This window comes from Rhodoferax sp. GW822-FHT02A01 (assembly GCF_038784515.1).
Classification (GTDB): Bacteria; Pseudomonadota; Gammaproteobacteria; order Burkholderiales; family Burkholderiaceae_C; genus Allorhodoferax.
Genome location: NZ_CP152376.1, coordinates 4,325,614 through 4,343,388, shown reverse-complemented (window position 1 = coordinate 4,343,388; position 17,775 = coordinate 4,325,614). Strand labels below are relative to the sequence as shown.

The 17,775-nt window shown below is 59.3% G+C and carries 18 protein-coding genes and 1 tRNA gene; 9 read left to right on the top strand and 10 right to left on the bottom strand.

The annotated features are described in order from the left end of the window. The first annotated feature begins 38 nt into the window (after nucleotides 1-38). The 9 genes from AAGF34_RS20625 (at nucleotide 39) to AAGF34_RS20585 (ending at nucleotide 7,781) form a co-directional block, all read left to right on the top strand. Nucleotides 39-830 carry a sulfite exporter TauE/SafE family protein gene (locus tag AAGF34_RS20625; protein WP_342617581.1) on the top strand — a complete coding sequence of 264 codons (792 nt, stop codon included), beginning with the start codon at nucleotides 39-41 and terminating at the stop codon, nucleotides 828-830. Between the two features lie 16 nt (nucleotides 831-846). Beyond that, nucleotides 847-2,658: a nitrite/sulfite reductase gene (locus AAGF34_RS20620; protein WP_342617580.1), complete on the top strand. Its 1,812-nt coding sequence runs from the start codon at nucleotides 847-849 to the stop codon at nucleotides 2,656-2,658. A gap of 22 nt (nucleotides 2,659-2,680) precedes the next feature. Beyond that, the gene (locus AAGF34_RS20615; RefSeq protein ID WP_342617579.1) at nucleotides 2,681-3,067 is read left to right on the top strand and encodes a DUF934 domain-containing protein; all 387 of its coding nucleotides are present in this window, start codon (nucleotides 2,681-2,683) and stop codon (nucleotides 3,065-3,067) included. Further along, nucleotides 3,064-3,864 carry a phosphoadenylyl-sulfate reductase gene (locus AAGF34_RS20610; RefSeq protein WP_342617578.1) on the top strand — a complete coding sequence of 267 codons (801 nt, stop codon included), beginning with the start codon at nucleotides 3,064-3,066 and terminating at the stop codon, nucleotides 3,862-3,864. Before AAGF34_RS20615 ends, AAGF34_RS20610 begins: the two co-directional genes overlap by 4 nt. Beyond that, nucleotides 3,861-4,793, top strand: a complete 933-nt coding sequence (gene cysD, locus AAGF34_RS20605; protein ID WP_342617577.1) for a sulfate adenylyltransferase subunit CysD — start codon at nucleotides 3,861-3,863, stop codon at nucleotides 4,791-4,793. Before AAGF34_RS20610 ends, cysD begins: the two co-directional genes overlap by 4 nt. A gap of 1 nt (nucleotide 4,794) precedes the next feature. After that, the gene (locus AAGF34_RS20600; protein ID WP_342617576.1) at nucleotides 4,795-6,132 is read left to right on the top strand and encodes a GTP-binding protein; all 1,338 of its coding nucleotides are present in this window, start codon (nucleotides 4,795-4,797) and stop codon (nucleotides 6,130-6,132) included. Nucleotides 6,133-6,252: 120 nt separating this feature from the next. Beyond that, nucleotides 6,253-6,582, top strand: coding sequence for a ferredoxin FdxA (gene fdxA / locus AAGF34_RS20595; RefSeq protein ID WP_342617575.1), 330 nt, complete (start codon nucleotides 6,253-6,255; stop codon nucleotides 6,580-6,582). Nucleotides 6,583-6,600: 18 nt separating this feature from the next. Then, a complete protein-coding gene (locus AAGF34_RS20590; RefSeq protein WP_342617574.1) occupies nucleotides 6,601-7,692 on the top strand; it encodes an NAD(P)/FAD-dependent oxidoreductase in 1,092 nt (363 codons plus the stop codon). A 13-nt stretch (nucleotides 7,693-7,705) separates the two neighbouring features. Next, a tRNA-Asn gene (locus AAGF34_RS20585) sits at nucleotides 7,706-7,781 on the top strand. Between the two features lie 214 nt (nucleotides 7,782-7,995). Here AAGF34_RS20585 and AAGF34_RS20580 read toward each other — a convergent pair. The 10 genes from AAGF34_RS20580 to AAGF34_RS20535 all read right to left on the bottom strand — a co-directional run bounded on the left by AAGF34_RS20580 (nucleotide 7,996) and on the right by AAGF34_RS20535 (nucleotide 17,480). Next, nucleotides 7,996-8,439: a hypothetical protein gene (locus AAGF34_RS20580; protein ID WP_342617573.1), complete on the bottom strand. Its 444-nt coding sequence runs from the start codon at nucleotides 8,437-8,439 to the stop codon at nucleotides 7,996-7,998. Between the two features lie 110 nt (nucleotides 8,440-8,549). Beyond that, entirely contained in the window at nucleotides 8,550-9,314 is a 765-nt protein-coding gene (locus AAGF34_RS20575; RefSeq protein WP_342617572.1) for a hypothetical protein, read from the bottom strand. Next, the gene (locus tag AAGF34_RS20570; protein WP_342617571.1) at nucleotides 9,295-11,079 is read right to left on the bottom strand and encodes a GspE/PulE family protein; all 1,785 of its coding nucleotides are present in this window, start codon (nucleotides 11,077-11,079) and stop codon (nucleotides 9,295-9,297) included. The genes AAGF34_RS20575 and AAGF34_RS20570 overlap by 20 nt, the downstream gene beginning before the upstream one ends. 46 nt (nucleotides 11,080-11,125) lie before the next feature. Further along, entirely contained in the window at nucleotides 11,126-12,415 is a 1,290-nt protein-coding gene (locus AAGF34_RS20565; protein WP_342617570.1) for a type II secretion system F family protein, read from the bottom strand. Then, nucleotides 12,412-12,894, bottom strand: a complete 483-nt coding sequence (locus AAGF34_RS20560) for a type II secretion system protein (RefSeq protein ID WP_342617569.1) — start codon at nucleotides 12,892-12,894, stop codon at nucleotides 12,412-12,414. The genes AAGF34_RS20565 and AAGF34_RS20560 overlap by 4 nt, the downstream gene beginning before the upstream one ends. A 79-nt stretch (nucleotides 12,895-12,973) precedes the next feature. Continuing rightward, a complete protein-coding gene (locus AAGF34_RS20555; protein ID WP_342617568.1) occupies nucleotides 12,974-13,459 on the bottom strand; it encodes a prepilin-type N-terminal cleavage/methylation domain-containing protein in 486 nt (161 codons plus the stop codon). Further along, nucleotides 13,446-13,895: a type II secretion system protein gene (locus tag AAGF34_RS20550; RefSeq protein ID WP_342617567.1), complete on the bottom strand. Its 450-nt coding sequence runs from the start codon at nucleotides 13,893-13,895 to the stop codon at nucleotides 13,446-13,448. Before AAGF34_RS20550 ends, AAGF34_RS20555 begins: the two co-directional genes overlap by 14 nt. An 85-nt stretch (nucleotides 13,896-13,980) precedes the next feature. Continuing rightward, on the bottom strand, nucleotides 13,981-16,392 hold the full coding sequence (locus AAGF34_RS20545) for a cohesin domain-containing protein (RefSeq protein WP_342617566.1): 2,412 nt from the start codon (nucleotides 16,390-16,392) through the stop codon (nucleotides 13,981-13,983). Nucleotides 16,393-16,430: 38 nt separating this feature from the next. Next, nucleotides 16,431-16,976, bottom strand: coding sequence for a hypothetical protein (locus AAGF34_RS20540; RefSeq protein ID WP_342617565.1), 546 nt, complete (start codon nucleotides 16,974-16,976; stop codon nucleotides 16,431-16,433). Nucleotides 16,977-17,036: 60 nt separating this feature from the next. Further along, complete coding sequence (locus AAGF34_RS20535) at nucleotides 17,037-17,480, bottom strand: hypothetical protein (RefSeq protein WP_342617564.1); 444 nt, start codon at nucleotides 17,478-17,480, stop codon at nucleotides 17,037-17,039. Nucleotides 17,481-17,775: the final 295 nt, after the last annotated feature.

Below are 17,775 nucleotides of genomic sequence, written 5' to 3'. Positions count from 1 at the left end.
CGTTTTCTATCTAAGCAAACAAAATTACATTAGCCCGCATGCATGAACTACCGTTCGTCCTTGCGGGCTTTTTTGTTGGCGCCATTGTGGGTCTCACCGGTGTCGGTGGCGGCTCGCTGATGACGCCCATCCTGATTTTCCTGTTTGGCATCAAACCTTATCTGGCTGTAGGCACGGACCTGCTGTTTGCCGCATTCACCAAGATGGGCGGCACGATCAAGATGGCGCGCTCCGGGCGCATTGACTGGATAGTGGTCCGCAACCTGTCGGCGGGCAGCATTCCCGCTTCCCTCATCACCCTGTATGTGCTGCATGTGGTGGGCCCAGCAGACCCCCAAGTGCAGGCCGTCATGACCACCACCCTGGGGTGCGCCCTGCTGCTGACCGCCGTGGCCACCCTGTACAAGGCCATTCGTGGCAAGACCAGCCCGAAGACCGTGGCCCTGGGTCAGGAAATTCTGGCGGCCACACCCAAACACTGGAGCTTGCCACTGCTGTTCGGCGCCGTGATTGGAACCTTGGTGACCCTGACCTCCGTGGGCGCCGGCGCCATCGGCGTGACTGTCCTCATGCTGCTGTACCCCTTGCTGCCCCTGCCGCGCATCATTGCCGCCGACATTGCCTACGCGGTTCCGCTGACGCTGGTGGCCGGTTTGGGACACGCCTCCATCGGCTCAGTGGACTGGCCCATGCTGGGCGCGCTGCTGGCCGGTTCTCTACCTGGCATCTGGGTCGGATCGCACCTCACACCCAAGGCACCCGAACGCCTGATACGCTCGCTGCTTTCATTTTTGTTGGCCTATGCGGGCCTGAAACTCATCGCTCTTTAAAGCGGACTTCTGATCTATGTACCAATACACCGAATTCGACCGCCAATTCATACGCGCCCGGGCTGCACAACACCGTGACCAGCTGGAGCGCAATCTGGCCGGTACCTTGAGTGACGACGACTTCCGTCCCCTACGTCTGCAAAACGGTTGGTACATCCAGCGCTACGCGCCCATGCTGCGCGTGGCCGTGCCCTACGGCGAACTGGCCAGCCGCCAGTTGCGCGTGCTGGCACGCATCGCCCGCGAATACGACCACCCGTCCAAGGAAGTGTTCGACAAGGCCATCGGCACGCAAGCCACCTGGGGCACCACGCACCTGCCAGTGGGCTACGGCCACTTCACCACCCGCCAGAACGTGCAATTCAACTGGATTCCCCTGACCAAGAGCGCCGACGTGATGGACCTGCTGGCCACCGTGGACATGCACGGCATCCAGACCAGCGGCAACTGCATCCGCAACATCACCAGCGACGAATTGGCTGGCGTGGCTCCGGACGAACTAGCAGACCCGCGTCCGTTTGCAGAAATCATGCGCCAATGGAGTACGCTGCACCCCGAGTTCGCCTTCCTGCCACGCAAGTTCAAGATCGCCATCACCGGCGCCACCCAGGACCGCGCGGCCACCTATTGGCATGACGTGGGCCTGCACCTCAAGCACAACGAGGCCGGCGAACTGGGCTTCAAAGTGCTGGTGGGCGGCGGCATGGGCCGCACCCCGGTGATTGGCACCACCATCCGCGAGTTCCTGCCCTGGAACCAGATCATGAATTACCTGGAAGCCGTGGTGCGCGTCTACAACCGCTGGGGCCGCCGCGACAACCTGTACAAGGCGCGTATCAAGATCCTGGTCAAGGCCGAAGGCCAGCGCTACATCGATGAGGTGGAAGCCGAGTACCAGGAAATCATCACCCGCGACGGCGCGCCGCACACCATCACCCAAGCCGAGCTGGACCGTGTGACCGCCTGCTTTGTGCCGCCCGCACTGGACCTGAATGCACCGGCCCGCAGCGGCAAGGTGCCTGCCGAACGCCAGGCCGATTACGAGCGCTGGCTCAAGCAGAACGTATCGGCGCACAAGAATCCCGCCTTGCGTGCCGTCACCCTGTCCTACAAGCGTCTGGGCCAGGCTCCCGGCGACGCCGATGCTGACCAGCTCGACACCGCAGCCGACCTGGCTGACGAATTCAGCGCCGGTGAAGTCCGCGTCACGCACGACCAGAACCTGCTGCTGCCCTGGGTACGCGAGCAGGACCTGCCTGCCCTCTGGATCGCCGCCAGCCATGCTGGCCTGGCCCGCTCCAATGTGCGCCTGCTGACCGACATGATCGCCTGCCCCGGCGGCGACTTCTGCGCGCTGGCCAATGCGCGCTCCATCCCCATCGCTGCGCAAATCACTGAGCGCTACCAGGACATGGACGAGTTGCATGACCTGGGCGAGATCGACCTGCATATCAGCGGCTGCATCAACTCCTGCGGTCACCACCACAGCGGCCATATCGGCATTCTGGGCGTGGACAAGGATGGCAAGGAGTGGTACCAGGTATCACTGGGCGGCTCCGACGGCTCCGCACTGAGCGGCCCGGCCATTCCGGGCAAGGTCGTGGGCCCATCGTTCGGCGCCGGCGAAATCCCCGGTGTGATCGAGGCCGTACTGGACACCTTCAGGCTGCATCGCAATGGCCGCGAAACCTTTATCGACACCTTGCGCCGCGTCGGCATGGACCCCTTCAAGGCAGCGGCCAACTCGGCCCGTCTGGTGGACCTGCACGCCGAAATGAACCAATTGCCCAAAACGCCCGGCTATGCCCGTGACGCCCAGGAAGCCTGAGAAACCGATGACTGATCTGACCATGAAACTGCTTTCCGCCGCAGACCCCAGCACACAGGAGCCTGTGCCCAACACCTTGGTGGTGGCCAATACCGAAGACCCGCGCAACCTGGCGCTCGAAGGTGTGCAGCGCATAGACCTGCACTTCCCGAAGTTCACCGATGGCCGTGCCTATACCCAGGCCTTCTACCTGCGCCGCCGCGCGGGGTTCAAGGGTGAGATCCGCGCCACCGGCGATGTGCTGATCGACCAACTGGTGCAAATGGAGCGTCAAGGCTTCAGCGTGGCTGTGCTGCGCGCTGACCAGCACCTGGAGTTCGCGCAAAAGCAATTCGACCGCTATCGCGCCTTCTACCAGGGTGATGCCGTTACCCCCCAACCCGTCTTCAGCCGTGGAGTCGCCGCATGAACGCCATCGAAATGAATGCCCGCCCGCACAAGGACTACACGTTGCACCTGGCCGAAGCCCAGGGCGTGCTTGCCCAAGCTGCGGCGCAATACGCCGCCGTGGATGGTGGTTCGGTGCGCGTGACGCAGGCTTCCAGCCTGGGCGCAGAGGACGTGGTCATCAGCCACATCATCAACAGCATGCAGCTCGACATCGGCATCTTCGTGCTGGAGACCGGCCGCCTGCACAAGCAGACGCTGGAGCTGCTGGAGCAGTTCAAGGCCAGCTCGCGTGCGCCGGTCACGGTGTACACGCCGGTACAGGAGTCCGTGGTGCAATTCGTCGCCAAGGAAGGTCTGGACGCCATGTACAAGAGCATCGACCTGCGCAAGGCTTGCTGCGCCATCCGCAAGCTCGAACCACTGGAACGTGCCCTCAAGGGCAAGGACGCCTGGATCACCGGCCTGCGCCGTGAGCAAAGCGGCGCCCGCGCCGACGTACCGCTGGTGGACACCTCCGAAAAGCGCACCAAGATCAACCCGCTGGCCAACTGGACCTGGGGCGACGTGTGGCACTACATCAAGGAACACAACGTGGCCTACAACCCGTTGCATGACGCCTTCTTCCCCAGCATCGGCTGCGAGCCCTGCACCCGCGCCATCAGCCTGGGCGAGGACTTCCGTTCTGGCCGGTGGTGGTGGGAAGACGAGGCCGCCAAGGAATGCGGCCTGCATGTCAAACACGCCGACGGTGCCGCAACGGCCGCAGTTTCTGCGCTGCCCGTTTCCGCCCTGCCACCTGCCAAAGCATCTGTATGAACGCAATGACCGACCAACACCATTTCGAACGGCTTTCCAACCAGCACCTGGACGCGCTGGAAGAGGAAACCATCTTCATCCTGCGCGAAGTCGCAGCCGCTTTTGAGCGCCCCGCCCTGCTGTTCTCTGGCGGCAAGGACTCGCTGGTCATGCTCAAGTGCGCCGAAAAGGCCTTTGGCGTGGGCCGCATTCCCTATCCGCTGCTGATGATCGACACCGGCCACAACTTCCATGAAGTGACCGACTTCCGTGACTTCCGCGCCAAGGAACTGGGCGCCGAGCTGATCGTGCGTAGCGTGGAAGACTCCATGAAGCGCGGCACCGTGCGCCTGGCCCACCCAGGTGAGAGCCGCAATGTGCACCAGTCGGTCACGTTGCTTGAGGCCATCGAAGAGTTCCGCTTCGACGCGCTGATTGGCGGAGCACGCCGCGACGAGGAAAAGGCTCGCGCCAAGGAACGCATCTTCAGCCACCGCGACAGCTTTGGCCAGTGGCAGCCCAAGGCGCAGCGTCCCGAGCTGTGGACCCTGTTCAACACCCGCCTGCAACCCGGCGAACACTTCCGCGTGTTCCCCATTTCCAACTGGACTGAGCTGGATGTGTGGCAATACATCGAGCGCGAAAAAATCGCGCTGCCGAGCCTTTACTACACGCACAAGCGCGATGTGGTGGAACGCAAGGGCCTGCTGGTGCCGGTGACCGAGCTCACCCCTGCCAAGGATGGCGAAGTGGTCGAGTCGCGCGACGTGCGCTTCCGTACCGTGGGTGACATCACCTGCACTTGCCCGGTGGACAGCCTGGCTGCCAGCGCCGCCGACATCGTGATTGAAACGCTGTCTGCTGAAGTCAGTGAGCGTGGCGCCACACGCATGGATGACAAGACTTCCGAGGCTTCCATGGAGAAGCGCAAGAAAGATGGGTACTTCTGAAATGACAACCGCAACAACGACAACCACATCCACCACAGGCGTGGACACCCAATCCGCATTGCGTTTCATCACCTGCGGCTCCGTGGATGATGGCAAAAGCACGCTGATCGGCCGCCTGCTGGTAGACAGCCGCTCGGTGCTGTTGGACCAACTGGCCAATGTGTCCAAGAGTGGTGAAGCCGATCTGGCCCTGTTCACCGATGGCCTGAGCGCCGAGCGCGAACAGGGCATCACGATTGACGTGGCCTACCGCTATTTCGCCACCCCAGCACGCAAGTTCATCATTGGCGATGCGCCTGGCCACGAGCAGTACACCCGCAACATGGTGACTGCGGCCAGCAGTGCGCATGCTGCCGTGGTGCTGGTGGATGCCACCAAACTCAAATGGCAGGACGACGGCGATCTGGAGTTGCTTCCCCAGACCCGTCGCCACTCGCTGCTGGTGAATCTGCTGCGCGTACCTGGCATTGTGTTTGCTGTGAACAAGCTCGATGCGCTCGAGTCGGCAGACAAGCCGGAAACCGCGGGCAATGCGGCCAAGGCCTTCCAGAAGATCCGTCAAGCGCTGCAGCAGTTTGCGGAACACGCGGGCATCCAGGTGACCGCCATCGTGCCGATTTCTGCCCTCAAGGGAGACAACGTCGTACACGCCTCGGCCGGCTGGTGCGGCTACACCGGCCCCAGCCTGCTGACCATTCTGGAGCAGTTGCCCGTCACAGCACCTGAAACCGATGTGCCGTTTGCGTTCCCCGTGCAGTGGGTGGAAAAGTTCTCCTCCTCCAGCGACACCAGCCAGGGTCGTCGCGTGTTCTGGGGACGCGTGGCCACTGGCAGCGTGCAGCCCGGACAACGCATCTCCATTCTGCCCAGCGGACAGACTGCCACGGTCGCACAGGTGCTCAACCATGTACGCGTTCCGAAAAACGTGGCCGCCGGACACGGCGCAGGCATCATTCTGGACCGCGAAGTGGATGTCTCCCGCGGCGACTGGCTGCTGGCAGCCGACGACGCACCGGCTCACTTTGAGCCAACCCGCGAGATCAGCGCCACGGTGGCCTGGATGGACGACGAGCCGCTCGTGGCCGGACGTGTCTACTGGGCACTGCACGGACACCGCTGGATCAAGGCCAAGGTCAAGCGCATCGTGCACAGCCTGGACATCAACACGCTCGAAGAGCATGATGCAACCCAGATCCTGCCAAATGCCATCGGGCATATCGAGATCGCTTTGCAGGAAGCCATTGCGGCCGTTCCCTACAAGACGTCCCGCGTGCTGGGCTCCCTGATTCTGGTAGATACGGCCACGCACAAGACATCGGGCGCGCTACTGTTGAATTGATGCATCGCAACGGCCTGACATGCCTCGGTAACCATATTGCCGGGGGTGTCGGGAAAAGCCAATAAAATCGGGGGTTCGGCGGACTCGCCCCCCTTTCCAACTTTTGCCTGAAAACCAAAAATGACACACATCGTCACTGAAGCCTGTATCAAATGCAAATACACCGACTGCGTCGATGTGTGCCCTGTGGACTGCTTCCGCGAAGGCCCCAACTTCCTCACCATTGATCCCGACGAATGCATTGACTGCGCTGTCTGCATCCCTGAGTGCCCAGTGAACGCCATCTACGCTGAAGAAGACGTGCCGCGCGACCAGCAACACATGATCAAGCTCAATGCAGAGCTGGCTGTGCTGCCCTCATGGAAGAGCATCACCAAGCGCAAGGCGCCACTGCCAGAAGCTGAAGAGTGGAAAGACCGCACCGACAAGCTGTCCCAGCTGATTCGCTGAGCGCAGGCGCCGTCCGGCATGTCTGCTGACATTCAGCCCGGCTTGATAGAGGCCGATGCAGTCATCGTAGGTGCCGGGCCGGTCGGGCTGTTCCAGGCCTTCCAGCTGGGGCTGCTGGAGATTTCCGCCCACATCGTCGACGCGCTGCCCTACGTGGGTGGCCAATGCGTTGAGTTGTACGGCGACAAACCCATCTACGACATCCCCGGCATTGCCATGTGCACCGGGCGCGAACTCATAGACAACCTGCAAAAGCAGGTAGCCCCCTTCAGGCCGGTGCTGCACCTGGGCGAATTAGTGAACCAGGTCGAGAAGCAAGCCGATGGGCGCCTTCTGGTTGCCACCAACAAAGGCACACAGTTCCTCACCAAGGCACTCTTCATTGCCGCAGGCGTAGGCGCGTTCCAGCCGCGCATGCCCGGCGTGGAGGCGCTGCACCCGCTGGAGGGCTCGCAAGTCCTGACCGCATTGCCACAACCAACCGACTGGTCTGGCCGCAAGGTCATGGTTCTGGGTGACTCGGAAGCGGCACTTTCTGCCACCATTGAACTGGCAACCTCCGCAAGCCCGCCCGCATCCGTGACCCTATTGCACCGGCGCAATGTGTTCACGGCAGAGCCGGCCACTACCGCAACATTTCGCACCATGCTGGAAGATGGACGCATCAGCTTTGTGGCCGGACAACTCACGGGCGTGGAATCCGACGCTGGGCGCATGACATCAGCCAGCATATTGAACGCAGAAGGTGCGCAACAGTCAGTGTCCGCGGACCTGATGGTTGTGCTACTTGGACTGTCGCCCAAGCTGGGCCCCATCGCCCATTGGGGCTTGGACATGGAACGCCGCCAGATCAAGGTCGACACCGAAACCTTTGCCACCGATGTGCCTGGCATTTTTGCCGTGGGTGACGTCAACACCTACCCCGGCAAGAAGAAGCTCATCCTGTGCGGATTTCACGAATGCGTGCTCGCCGCCTTTGGCGCTGCGCCGCTGATTTTTCCGGACAAGAAGCTGTTGCTGCAGTACACGACCACCAGCACGCGGTTGCACACACTATTAGGCGTAAATTCTTCAGCTGCTGTTGAAAGCAGTCAAAAAACTACGCTATAATCTGAGGCTTCATTCCTCGATAGCTCAGTCGGTAGAGCGCCGGACTGTTAATCCGTAGGTCCCTGGTTCGAGCCCAGGTCGAGGAGCCAGAAAAACCCTTATGGGTACTTGAAAGCCTGCTATCTAATTGGTAGTAGGCTTTTTCGTTTGGGGATTGTGGTGCCAGTCTGGTGCCAGTTTTTGCCCTGATGGTGTTGGAACTTCTTGGATGCTGCTGGACACAAATGCCAGCGGACATGGCAAGAAGCTACCTTTGAATTGCACCGTCCCGGTTTGAGGCAATAGAGAACTGGATCATGAGCTTCACAACACCTTTAAATTGACCGTCCAGCTCGCTCTGAATACAGGCGCTGTAGCGACCCTTGCCCCCATTGGTTGGCCTACAACCTGCGGCGTACCGGTACCTGAACTTGCCGCCACAACACCAAGCTTCCATGGCTTTTGTTCATTGCCTGCGTTTAGTACCTCTGTAACACGCGCAGCGGTTGCCAGCGAATCGATTTCGTAGTCCAGACGCAAAATATTGCCCGTGGTGTCCACAGTAAACGCCTTTAGAAGCGCACCGCTCACCTTGACGTTTTCCACCGCAGCAAAGATTGGATTGATGTCCTGCAATACTTTGGCCTGCGCCAATGCCACGCTGCCAGCACGTGGATCGATCTTTACTTCAATCGGGGTTCTAATGCGCCGCAATTCACTGCTGTTCTCCGCAATCTGTTGACTCTGCGTCTTGACTTCATCGGCCAAGAACGACCACTTCCACATGGTTCCCCCAACTACCAAAACGCAGGCTAGCGCTGCAATTGCCCATACCCGTCGCCAGGTGTTTGCATGAACAAACTCAATTTGTACCGGCCTCACATTGTTCTCCAGTGCGCAGCCCATGCGTTGGGAAAACCTTTAGACACAGTTCCCTGGGACCGACCAAACCTTAAGGTCAGTACCTCGTGATCGGCTAGATCGTTGGCAATCTTCCATTGCCGAATTGCTATGGTGCTGGATTCCGGTCCTGCATCGAATGCTAGGTGCTGCGCGTCTCCCGCATCGGTCAGTAGCGTATTGCCATCCAGCTCCTGCAGCACCAGTGCGCGTATTTGCGCCTGCTTAGCACGTCCGCACTCCGTTGCCACGGACCAGAGCGGGCGCAACGTCCGAATTGCGGCTGCCTTACCTTTGGCCCAAGCATTTAGCTGCTCTAACAGGACGCCGTCCACACTGGCAACCACGCCAACATTGCCAGCATCAAACCCAATCACGCTACGTGCCCCCTCCCCGGCCCGATCGCCCCCCGAGTCTGCATTGACAGCACCTCCCAGCATGCCTGCAAAATACGCTTGTAGTTCATGAAACCTTCGCACGCCTTGTGGAACTGGAAACGCGTCAGCCCGGCACCGAGCACCGCTCAAGGTCAGGTGCAGATTGTGGCGCTTTGGTGTCTTGCCACCCTTTGAGCTATCAGCCGTGCCCATTGCTTTCCAACACCGCGCAACGGACTCCAGCACCTGCGCCATTGGCCACGTTGGGGGAAACTCAATGACCTGCTTTGGCACGCCACGCCCTTCCACCATTGCTATGGTGGTGCCCAGATAAATGTTCACCGACTCAGACCAAACCGACCACACGGCGGACCTCCTCCAACGTTGTGTTGCCAAGCACTACCTGAGAGACGGCACGCGCCAACAATCGGTGTGATTGGTCGGGATAGAGCGCCAAGCGCATTTTTTCCATGGGAGCCCTGCTCACAATCAACTCCCGTATCGCATCCGTCATCACATGCACCTCAGCGGTCACAAACCGCCCCTTATAGCCAGACTGCCTGCAGTGCGGGCAGCCTACTGCCACCGGCAAACGATCCGGCACTTCCAGGTCCAGGCTGCTGAGCTTGTTGGTTTCTTTCTCAGTAGGTTCCCGCCACTCATGGCAATGCGGGCAGAGCTTTCTTAAAAGCCGCTGTACCACGACGCCATTCAGTGCAGATGCGAGCGCAAAGGGCTCAATCCCGAAATGCTGGAAGCGACCCAGCACATCAAAAAGACTATTGGCGTGCACGGTGGTGAACACCATGTGGCCGGTGAGCGAACTCTGAACGGCGATCTGCGCGGTCTCCGGGTCCCGGATTTCACCCACAAGAATTTTGTCCGGGTCATGACGCAATATGGAGCGCAAGCCCGTTGCAAAGGTCAGCCCCTTTTGTTCATTGACCGGAATTTGCAATACCCCCGTGAGTTGGTACTCAACGGGGTCTTCAATGGTGACGATCTTCTCAAGGCCATTGTTGGCTTCCGACAGTGCTGCATAGACGGTGGTGGTCTTCCCAGAACCCGTGGGGCCAGTAATCAGCAACATGCCGTGCGGCCGCTCTGCGAGTTCCCGCAACGCCTCCACCAAACGCTCCTCAAACCCCAAGGATTGCAGCGTCAACTCTGATTGACCATCGGTTTGCGATTGCAAATGGGTCTTGTCCAACAGACGCAGAACCACGTCCTCCCCGAAAATGCTGGGCATCACCGAGACACGCAAGTCCATCTCCACAAAACCCGTGTGACTCCAGCGAATGCGCCCATCCTGCGGACGCCTGCGCTCCGTGATATCGAGCTGTGCCATCACCTTGATACGGGATACCACTTCTTCGGCCTTTTGGGTGCTCGCCATGCGAGGGCCCGGCGCCATCACACCATCCAATCTGAACTTGATACCCAGGCCATCTTTGTCCGTTTCAAAATGGATATCACTGGCGCCCTCCCGAACCGCATGGGCTATAGCGTCATCCACAAACTGCACCACATCCGTGGAATCGTTTTGCGGCATTGCTGAATGTGATTTAACGGCAGCCGTATTTTCAGAAATGGCGACGTTCTCGGACGCCTGCACGCCCTTCGACCGTTGCTCAGTTACTTGCGCCCATTGCTGGCCGCGAGCCAGTGCCAGGCGTACACCAGGAGTACCGCTACGCATCAGTGCAGTCGTAACCTCCTTTTGCCAGGGGTCGGGACTTAGCAGATAGGTTGAATCTCCCACATGTATTTCCTGGTAACTGGGTGCTTGTGGGTTTTCCTTTCCCATACGGTATTGTTCCCACTGCGCATCTGCAATGACTGCGACTCCCTGGGACTCCAGCAATACGGCTGCCAGTTCTTGCTCGTGGACCGCAGTCTTGCTTTCTGCGGCGATTTCCTCTTGCAGCAGGTTCCACAGACCCTGTATGTCTTTGCCGGGCTTCTGCGGAGCCTCGGTACCAATGGCATTTAAGCGCTTGCGTGCACGGATCAAGGCAGCACCCAATGCGGATGCACTGATCGACTTTGCGCCCTTTGCTGCATCTGGTCTTTGAGCCTTTAAGTCAAAGGGACTCGCGTTTGCTGCGGCCTTTTCTGGGTTGGTGTTCATGGAAGTATGCGCTCAATAGGTCTGGTCAGATGTATCGCTTAAGGTTTCAAAGCAATTGCGTGGCCATGTCGAAGACTGGCATGTACATAAGAATCACGATGCCTCCCACCACGAGTGCCACGGCCAGCAACAAAAGAGGCTCTGCGATGCGGGTGAGGCGCTCCACAAAGAGTTCGAACCGCTCCCCATGCATGCGCGAGACCACATCGGCTGCTGCATGGAACTCACCATTGCGCTCGGCAGCGGCCATCAGGCGTCGGCCCACCTCATCACATAAACCATGGTCAGCAAGGGCCTGAGATACCGAACCACCCCGCTCAATGCGCTGTTTGACTTCCTGCAATGCGACTCTCAAAGGGGCAGACAAGGCGGATCGGGATGCCACTTCCATGGCTTCGGTCATGGCATACCCGCCTTTCAAGAGCAGCGTGAGTGCCTGGTACATCATGGCCAATTGGAAATCTTCTACGCGCAGGCGAATCCAGGGAATGCGCCGGGCCAAAGACATCATGTTCGCTTTGGCCTGGCCACTGCTGACCCAGACCATCAACATCGCAGCCAGTGCAAGGAGCACTCCAATTACCATGGTGCGGTTCTTTCCGATGAAATGGGTAAGTTCCACAGTAATCGCAGCACCACCCGACACCCCTGTGCCCTCAGCACCACCAGTGCGAACGGTTTCATACATGGAAGCGAAATTGGGCATGACAACGAGCAACAAAAATACCGAAATCACTAGCCCGACCGTACTCACCAAAGCGGGGTAAATGGCCGCACTAATGATTTTTTTGCGCAGATTCAGTACCAGCGAATCAAACCGCAAATAGTCATCCAGTGCTTCCGCCAGATTGCTGGTGCGCTCGCCCGCTCGCACAGCTGCCACTAGAACCGGCGGTGTTTGAGGCAGTTCGGATAGCGAGGTGGACAAAGACAACCCCTTTTGCAGCCGGGTAAGCAACATGCCCGCCAGGCTCACTTTGGTCTCTGCGCCATTGGCGCTGCCTGGCCCTGATTGATCGCGCAGGTGCTCCTTGGCGCTCAGCGTATCCACCGCCTCCACCACCGTCATGCCTGCGCGCAAAAGGGTGCGCACTTCCTTGCAAAACAGCCCATAAGCATCACGCTTGATTTCTTGTTTGGGGCGCAGCCAGCCAAGCCAGGACGCGCCTCTCTGCTGCGCCTTGACGCTCAGGACCGTAAACCCCTCTTGCTGCAATTTCTGGCGCAACGCAGCTTCACTTGCCATGGCCATGTATTCGTCGCGGACCTGTACGTCGCCCAAGCGTACATAGCGCACCCGAAACTGCATGGTGGCACCAGTTGCTTGCGTGCTCATTTGGCGGTCTGCCCTGGTTGCACCGATACATCCTGGTATTCAAATACCCAATCGCTGTAGTGCAAGGCGGGTTGCAACGTGGAAGCTGCTATCTGTACTGCCGGTCCGCCCGTTACGTTAGACATAACAGACCAAGCATCCAGCACCGCGACCCCGGCACGCAAAGGTGCCGCGTCGTTGGTACTGCGAATGCCGCGAATACCCCCTTGCTTGTCGCGCACTAAGTCCCAATCCATCTTCCCCGTGGTGGGGTCTGGGTAGATTTCGCGCATGTACCGCGTGATCCCGATTTGGCGCCTGTCTTCCAATAGATCTTCCAGATTGGCCGGGAGCTTTTTTACACTTCCAGGCGTTGCGGTGTAGTACAGCGCGATGGCGTGTACCGTTTCTTGGCCTATGCGAAGCAGTTCGTTTTCTCGGTCGCGCTTGGCGTCCGTGGCCACATAGGTCATGACCGAGGTGCTGGCGATGGCGATCATGGTCAAAGCTGCCAGGACTGCCAAATAGGTGAATCCACGCTGCGCATGCTGACGCAATGGGGGGCGAATGGACATTGCTCTACCACTGCGCATAGTCGCTCCCATCACGCGCATGGCCGCTGGCACCGCTGTGCACATCGTAGATCCCACTGGACCCATTCGAGCCATTGGTAGCCGGCGCGCCAGTAGACGGAGAACTACCTTGCGCATCCCTGGACTGCACCAACACCCAGGTATCCGTGCGCTGGGTCACCGGGTCCTCGGGGATGGCCCGGATATAACGTTTGTCCACCAACTCAGACAGCGACTCGGGGTAGCGCGACTGGTCCCGGTAAAACTGGTCAATGGCCGTGCGCAGTCCCACCAGGTTTTGGCGCAGCACCACTTCGCGGGCCGTATCCACACGGTCCATGAAACGTGGGGCAACCAGGCTGGCAAGAATGGCCAGTACGGCCATCACAACCAACAGTTCGATGAGCGTAAAGCCTCGGGAGATGCTGACTCGCGCCCATTGCAGCCGCTCGGCATTGGCTCCAACCCCAACGATCCACTTACCACCGCGCATAAAAACTCCCGTCCAGCGCACGCGCCGTGGACTTTGAATGCACGTCATAGACGTCTGCCCCCGGCTCGGGCCTGTCTGCCGGGGATGCGTAGGAGCGTAGCTGCCAGGTCTTCTCGGGAGCCAGCGAGGGGTCCGCAAACGGGTCACGGGGAATGGCGCGCAGGAAGTACAGCATTTGCCCCTTGGACTGAGGCCGCGTATCAGGCGTTCCATGGACCAGTGTTTGCAAATCCGGCGGATAGCCCGAACTTCCAACGGCCACCACAGTGGGGTCCTGACCAACAACGCGCTTGTATTCGTCCAGGGCGCTTCGGATTTCGCGCAACGCAGATTTGAGTTCACGCTCTTTTCTGGCGACTACCAGCGTCTCGCCCAGCGGCAAAACGGCAGCAGCCAGCACACCCAGGATGGCCATCACCGCCAGTAGCTCCACCATAGTGAAGCCCCTTGAATGGCGACGGCCAGAGTGTGTATGCCTGCTGCCCATGACATCCGTTGCGATCATTCCAACCTCTGCCCCGCTACTGCACCTGGATCTTCAAGGCGGGTAACTCACCAAGTGCCGCAGGGGCTCCTGTACCCATGGGCTTGAGGCTGGTGATATCCAATCCAATAGTGCTACCCCCACCATCCTTGCCGCTCTTGCGCACGCGCAGTTTGAGTTCGACCACCGATCCCTTGCCACGAATACCCGTGGAATCACTGCGCAACAGCCCCACTCCAATGCGCCCAGTGCCGATGTTCACCGACTGGGTAAAGCTGGTTGTTGCCCCATCTTGCTTGAGAAGACTGCCTTCCGTCACATCCAGCACCTCAAGGTCCGTGGCGGAAAATCCAATCTCCAGTGGAACGCCCCGGATAGGAGCCCCGCTTTCCAACTGCAGACTCACGGTGAAGACGTCTCCGGCCTTCACCGATTCGGGTGCGAGCCAGGTCACCTTGATTGGTCCATTGTCGACTGGTGTTGCGGTGCTTGGCCCTGGCGCACCGGCAGCGGCTCCTGTCATTGCGTTTGGGTTGGGTGTCGAGCTTGCAGCGGCCGTTGCGCCACCTGCTGGCAACTGGGTTGGTTTAACAGCCGAGTCATTGGTGATCACCTTTGGCGCGGATGTGCTTGTCAAGTTAGCGGCCCTGTTGCGCTGTTGGGGTGGCAGCATCAACCTGCTTGCCAGCTCGCTCCCCACCCACATCTCCGCCTGCGCAATGTCTGGTCGTGGTGCGGTCCTGAGGATGCGCGGGGTAATGGCCAGTACCAATTCGGTTCGGGACTTGTCATCACGCTGGCTGGCAAAGAGGCGTCCCGCAATGGGCAAATCCCCCAGGCCCGGAAAGCGGTGCGCATTGGAGATGTCTTGCTTGTTGATGAGGCCTGCCAGCAGTTGGGTTTCACCGTCACGCAAGCGCAAGGTGGTGTTGGCGTTACGCGTGCCAATCTGGTAGGCAACAGTCCCCGATGACGTGGTCACCGCACTGCCCAGGTTGCTGACCTCAAGGCCCACCTTGATCGTGACGTCATCGTCGGGCGACACAATCGGCTCCACATCGAGTTTGAGTCCCACTTCCTGGTAATTCACGCTTTGACTTACAAAGCCAGTGGCGCTGCTGGTGGACGTGATGATTGGAATCTTGTCACCAATCAGAATCCGGGCCTTCTCTTTGTTGCGCGCACGAATCTTGGGATTGGCCAGGATGTTGCTGTCTCCCACTTCCCGTCGCAAGTTCAAAACCAGATTGGGCAGGCTCACCCCGATTCGGTCCCCATTGAGCGTACCCAGGCTGTTAACTGTCAGGCCTGAAGCACCCGATTCCGGCAGTGGGTTAAAGGTAAAGCTGTTCGGAAAATCCAGCCCGAGGTTGTTCAGAATGGTGGTGTTGACCTCCATCACTTCCACTTCGAGCATGACTTCGGGCTCCGCCAGATCGTACAGAGCCACCAGCCGCTCCGCGAGCGCCACCACTTCTGGCGCCTCTCTGATGGCAATCATGTTGGCGCGCTCGTCCACAAAGGGGTCCTTGATGCGCAGCATGGAACGCAGCAGCGTTGCCGTGCTTTGCGCCGGACTGTTGGCAAGATAGAAGACACGCACAACCTGCTCCTGGTGCTCGCGCTTCTTCTCAGGCGTGTTGGGGTAGATGAAGACGGTCTTGGCGTCGATGATGTTGCGGGCCAATTGGTTTGCGCCCACCACCAGGTCAATGGCGTCTTCCACACGGGCTTCACGCAAATAGACTGTGGCCCGCGTATCGAGTCGCACATCCTTGTCCAGCACAAAATTCACGCCACTGCCACGGGTGATGGCATCCAGCACGGCGCTCAAGGGAGCATTCTTGAAGTCCAGTGTGATGGGGCGTGTCTCTGCCAGACCCGTTTGCGCAGGGGCCTCAAACCGGATTTCTTGCTGCAGCCGTCTTTGCAGGGACACCAACTCCGGCTGGCGGGGGGACTCGCGTAGCACGGCATCCAAACGGCGCAGTGCCTGTTCTTTCTTGCCAAGGCTGATCAAATCGGATATCTCGGATAGCGCTGATTTTTGCTTGCGCGCCAGCACCAGGTCTGCTTTGAGGTCCAAGAGCCGGGTGTTTAGCGGGTCGAGGACCAGGGCGCGAGACAGGGATTTGTCGGCTTCATCGAACTTGCCTGCATTGCGCAGTTGCGTGGCCTCATTGGTCAGTCTGGCAACCGCTTCGTTTTTTGCGGAACTCAGGCCCGCACGCAGGGTGGAGCTCTCAGGATAATCGGATAGACCATCGGTCAGGGTTTGAATCGCCTGCTCGTAGTTGCCATCATGCAAATCGTTGGTGGCCCTGTCTCTTAAGCGCTGCTCCGCACATCCGGCCATAACCAAGGAAGCACCCAGAGCAAAAGCCAAAGAGATGCGCACGAACGCATTGCGTAGCCGGGGACCAGGATGGGGGCGGGATACATGCGCCATGCTGGTTGTTTTTGGGGGAGCAAAAGCTTGCAGGAGTTTCATCGGGTTTGGTACTTTTGCGCAGGTGGCAGATCCAGTCGGGTAGTGCGACCCAGCGCCGGGTAGCTGAATTCCACAGCGCGCTCGGAGATGGTGAGAACTTTGTAGCCATTGGGCAAATCCAGGCCAGGAGTCAGCGCCACGGTGGTGTCACCCGTGGCCATATACACCACGGTAGTTCCGTCAGGCGTTGTCATGCGACCAGCGTAGACCATGTTCAGGGGTGGCGGCTCAGGTGGCGGGGGTGGAGGCGGCGCCACTACGGGCACAGGCTTTTGGACAACGGGAGGCGGTGCCGGTTTGGGTAGTTCTGGAGCAAACGGGTCTTTGTCATTGAGTTCTAGTGCGGGCCGCTCGGTACTTAATGCCTCCGCTGACACTGGGGCACTTACACGACTTGCGGAATCTGGCCGCACCACCGCGGCCACGACGGATGTAGGTGACACGACACTGCCGGGAGCGGGCGCACTCAAGTTGAGCCAGACCAACAGGAGTGCGGCGCCTAGCAGAATGACCAGCCGATAACGCTGGAACCAGGTAGCCATCACGAAGGGCTCCTCTCGTGTCGAGGCGCACAGGAGACTGCTCCGCCGTGTCTCAACGGCCTAGTCTTTGACATACCAGACCAGAGTGACATGTACGTCCTGCCGCGAAGGGTCCGTTGGCATCGCTTGCAGGGAAAGCGTGTTCACGGCCAAAGAGTGGTATCGGCCCAGCAATTGACTTAACCAATCCTTGCTGGCCTTATAGGATGCCGTGGCTGCGACGTTAAAAATCACAGCGCCAATCTGTGTGGGCGTCGCTGCTCTGGGTTCGATCCCAAGGGCCGTGATTTGAACGCCAGCTTCTTGCGCTGAGCGGCCAATGTCACGCACGACGTCATCCGTTCGATTCAGCGAAGGCAGGGTATCCGCAAAGGCAGGTTTCAATGGGATGGGTGTGACGCTGGACGCTGCTTTTATTTTGGTTTCAAGTGCTGTGCGCTGGAGCTTCAAGTCTCGCAAGTCACTTGCGACATGTGCGAGCAACAGCCAGGCAAGACTTGCCACGAGCAACACGCCTCCCATTGCAAGGACCCAGTGTGCTCGGATAGGCCATCTGTTCAGAGGTGAGGTGCGAAGCAACAATGCACTAGACACTGCTTGCTGCAGCCTGCTCTTCCATCCATTCCCATGTGCAGGGTTCACGGGAGCAACCTTGCGAGCAGACGCGAATGGCTAAGCACTGATCTGTGTTCCCTGTATGAGCGGTTACGTGTATTTATTTGGACCTCACACGAAAATTTGCGACGGATCGCCAGAAGATGGCTACAAACTCGTTGTGAGGAATTACCATTGTCGCCTG

What these genes read in the sequence shown, in the direction of transcription:
- AAGF34_RS20620 (WP_342617580.1), top strand. Translation starts at nt 847, where the DNA reads ATGTACCAATACACCGAATTCGACCGCCAATTCATACGCGCCCGGGCT.
- AAGF34_RS20550 (WP_342617567.1), bottom strand. Translation starts at nt 13,895, where the DNA reads ATGGTGGAGCTACTGGCGGTGATGGCCATCCTGGGTGTGCTGGCTGCT.
- AAGF34_RS20610 (WP_342617578.1), top strand. Translation starts at nt 3,064, where the DNA reads ATGAACGCCATCGAAATGAATGCCCGCCCGCACAAGGACTACACGTTG.
- fdxA (WP_342617575.1), top strand. Translation starts at nt 6,253, where the DNA reads ATGACACACATCGTCACTGAAGCCTGTATCAAATGCAAATACACCGAC.
- AAGF34_RS20555 (WP_342617568.1), bottom strand. Translation starts at nt 13,459, where the DNA reads ATGCGCGGTGGTAAGTGGATCGTTGGGGTTGGAGCCAATGCCGAGCGG.
- AAGF34_RS20590 (WP_342617574.1), top strand. Translation starts at nt 6,601, where the DNA reads ATGTCTGCTGACATTCAGCCCGGCTTGATAGAGGCCGATGCAGTCATC.
- cysD (WP_342617577.1), top strand. Translation starts at nt 3,861, where the DNA reads ATGAACGCAATGACCGACCAACACCATTTCGAACGGCTTTCCAACCAG.
- AAGF34_RS20540 (WP_342617565.1), bottom strand. Translation starts at nt 16,976, where the DNA reads ATGGCTACCTGGTTCCAGCGTTATCGGCTGGTCATTCTGCTAGGCGCC.
- AAGF34_RS20570 (WP_342617571.1), bottom strand. Translation starts at nt 11,079, where the DNA reads ATGAACACCAACCCAGAAAAGGCCGCAGCAAACGCGAGTCCCTTTGAC.
- AAGF34_RS20625 (WP_342617581.1), top strand. Translation starts at nt 39, where the DNA reads ATGCATGAACTACCGTTCGTCCTTGCGGGCTTTTTTGTTGGCGCCATT.
- AAGF34_RS20615 (WP_342617579.1), top strand. Translation starts at nt 2,681, where the DNA reads ATGAAACTGCTTTCCGCCGCAGACCCCAGCACACAGGAGCCTGTGCCC.
- AAGF34_RS20565 (WP_342617570.1), bottom strand. Translation starts at nt 12,415, where the DNA reads ATGAGCACGCAAGCAACTGGTGCCACCATGCAGTTTCGGGTGCGCTAT.
- AAGF34_RS20600 (WP_342617576.1), top strand. Translation starts at nt 4,795, where the DNA reads ATGACAACCGCAACAACGACAACCACATCCACCACAGGCGTGGACACC.
- AAGF34_RS20545 (WP_342617566.1), bottom strand. Translation starts at nt 16,392, where the DNA reads ATGGCGCATGTATCCCGCCCCCATCCTGGTCCCCGGCTACGCAATGCG.
- AAGF34_RS20560 (WP_342617569.1), bottom strand. Translation starts at nt 12,894, where the DNA reads ATGATCGCCATCGCCAGCACCTCGGTCATGACCTATGTGGCCACGGAC.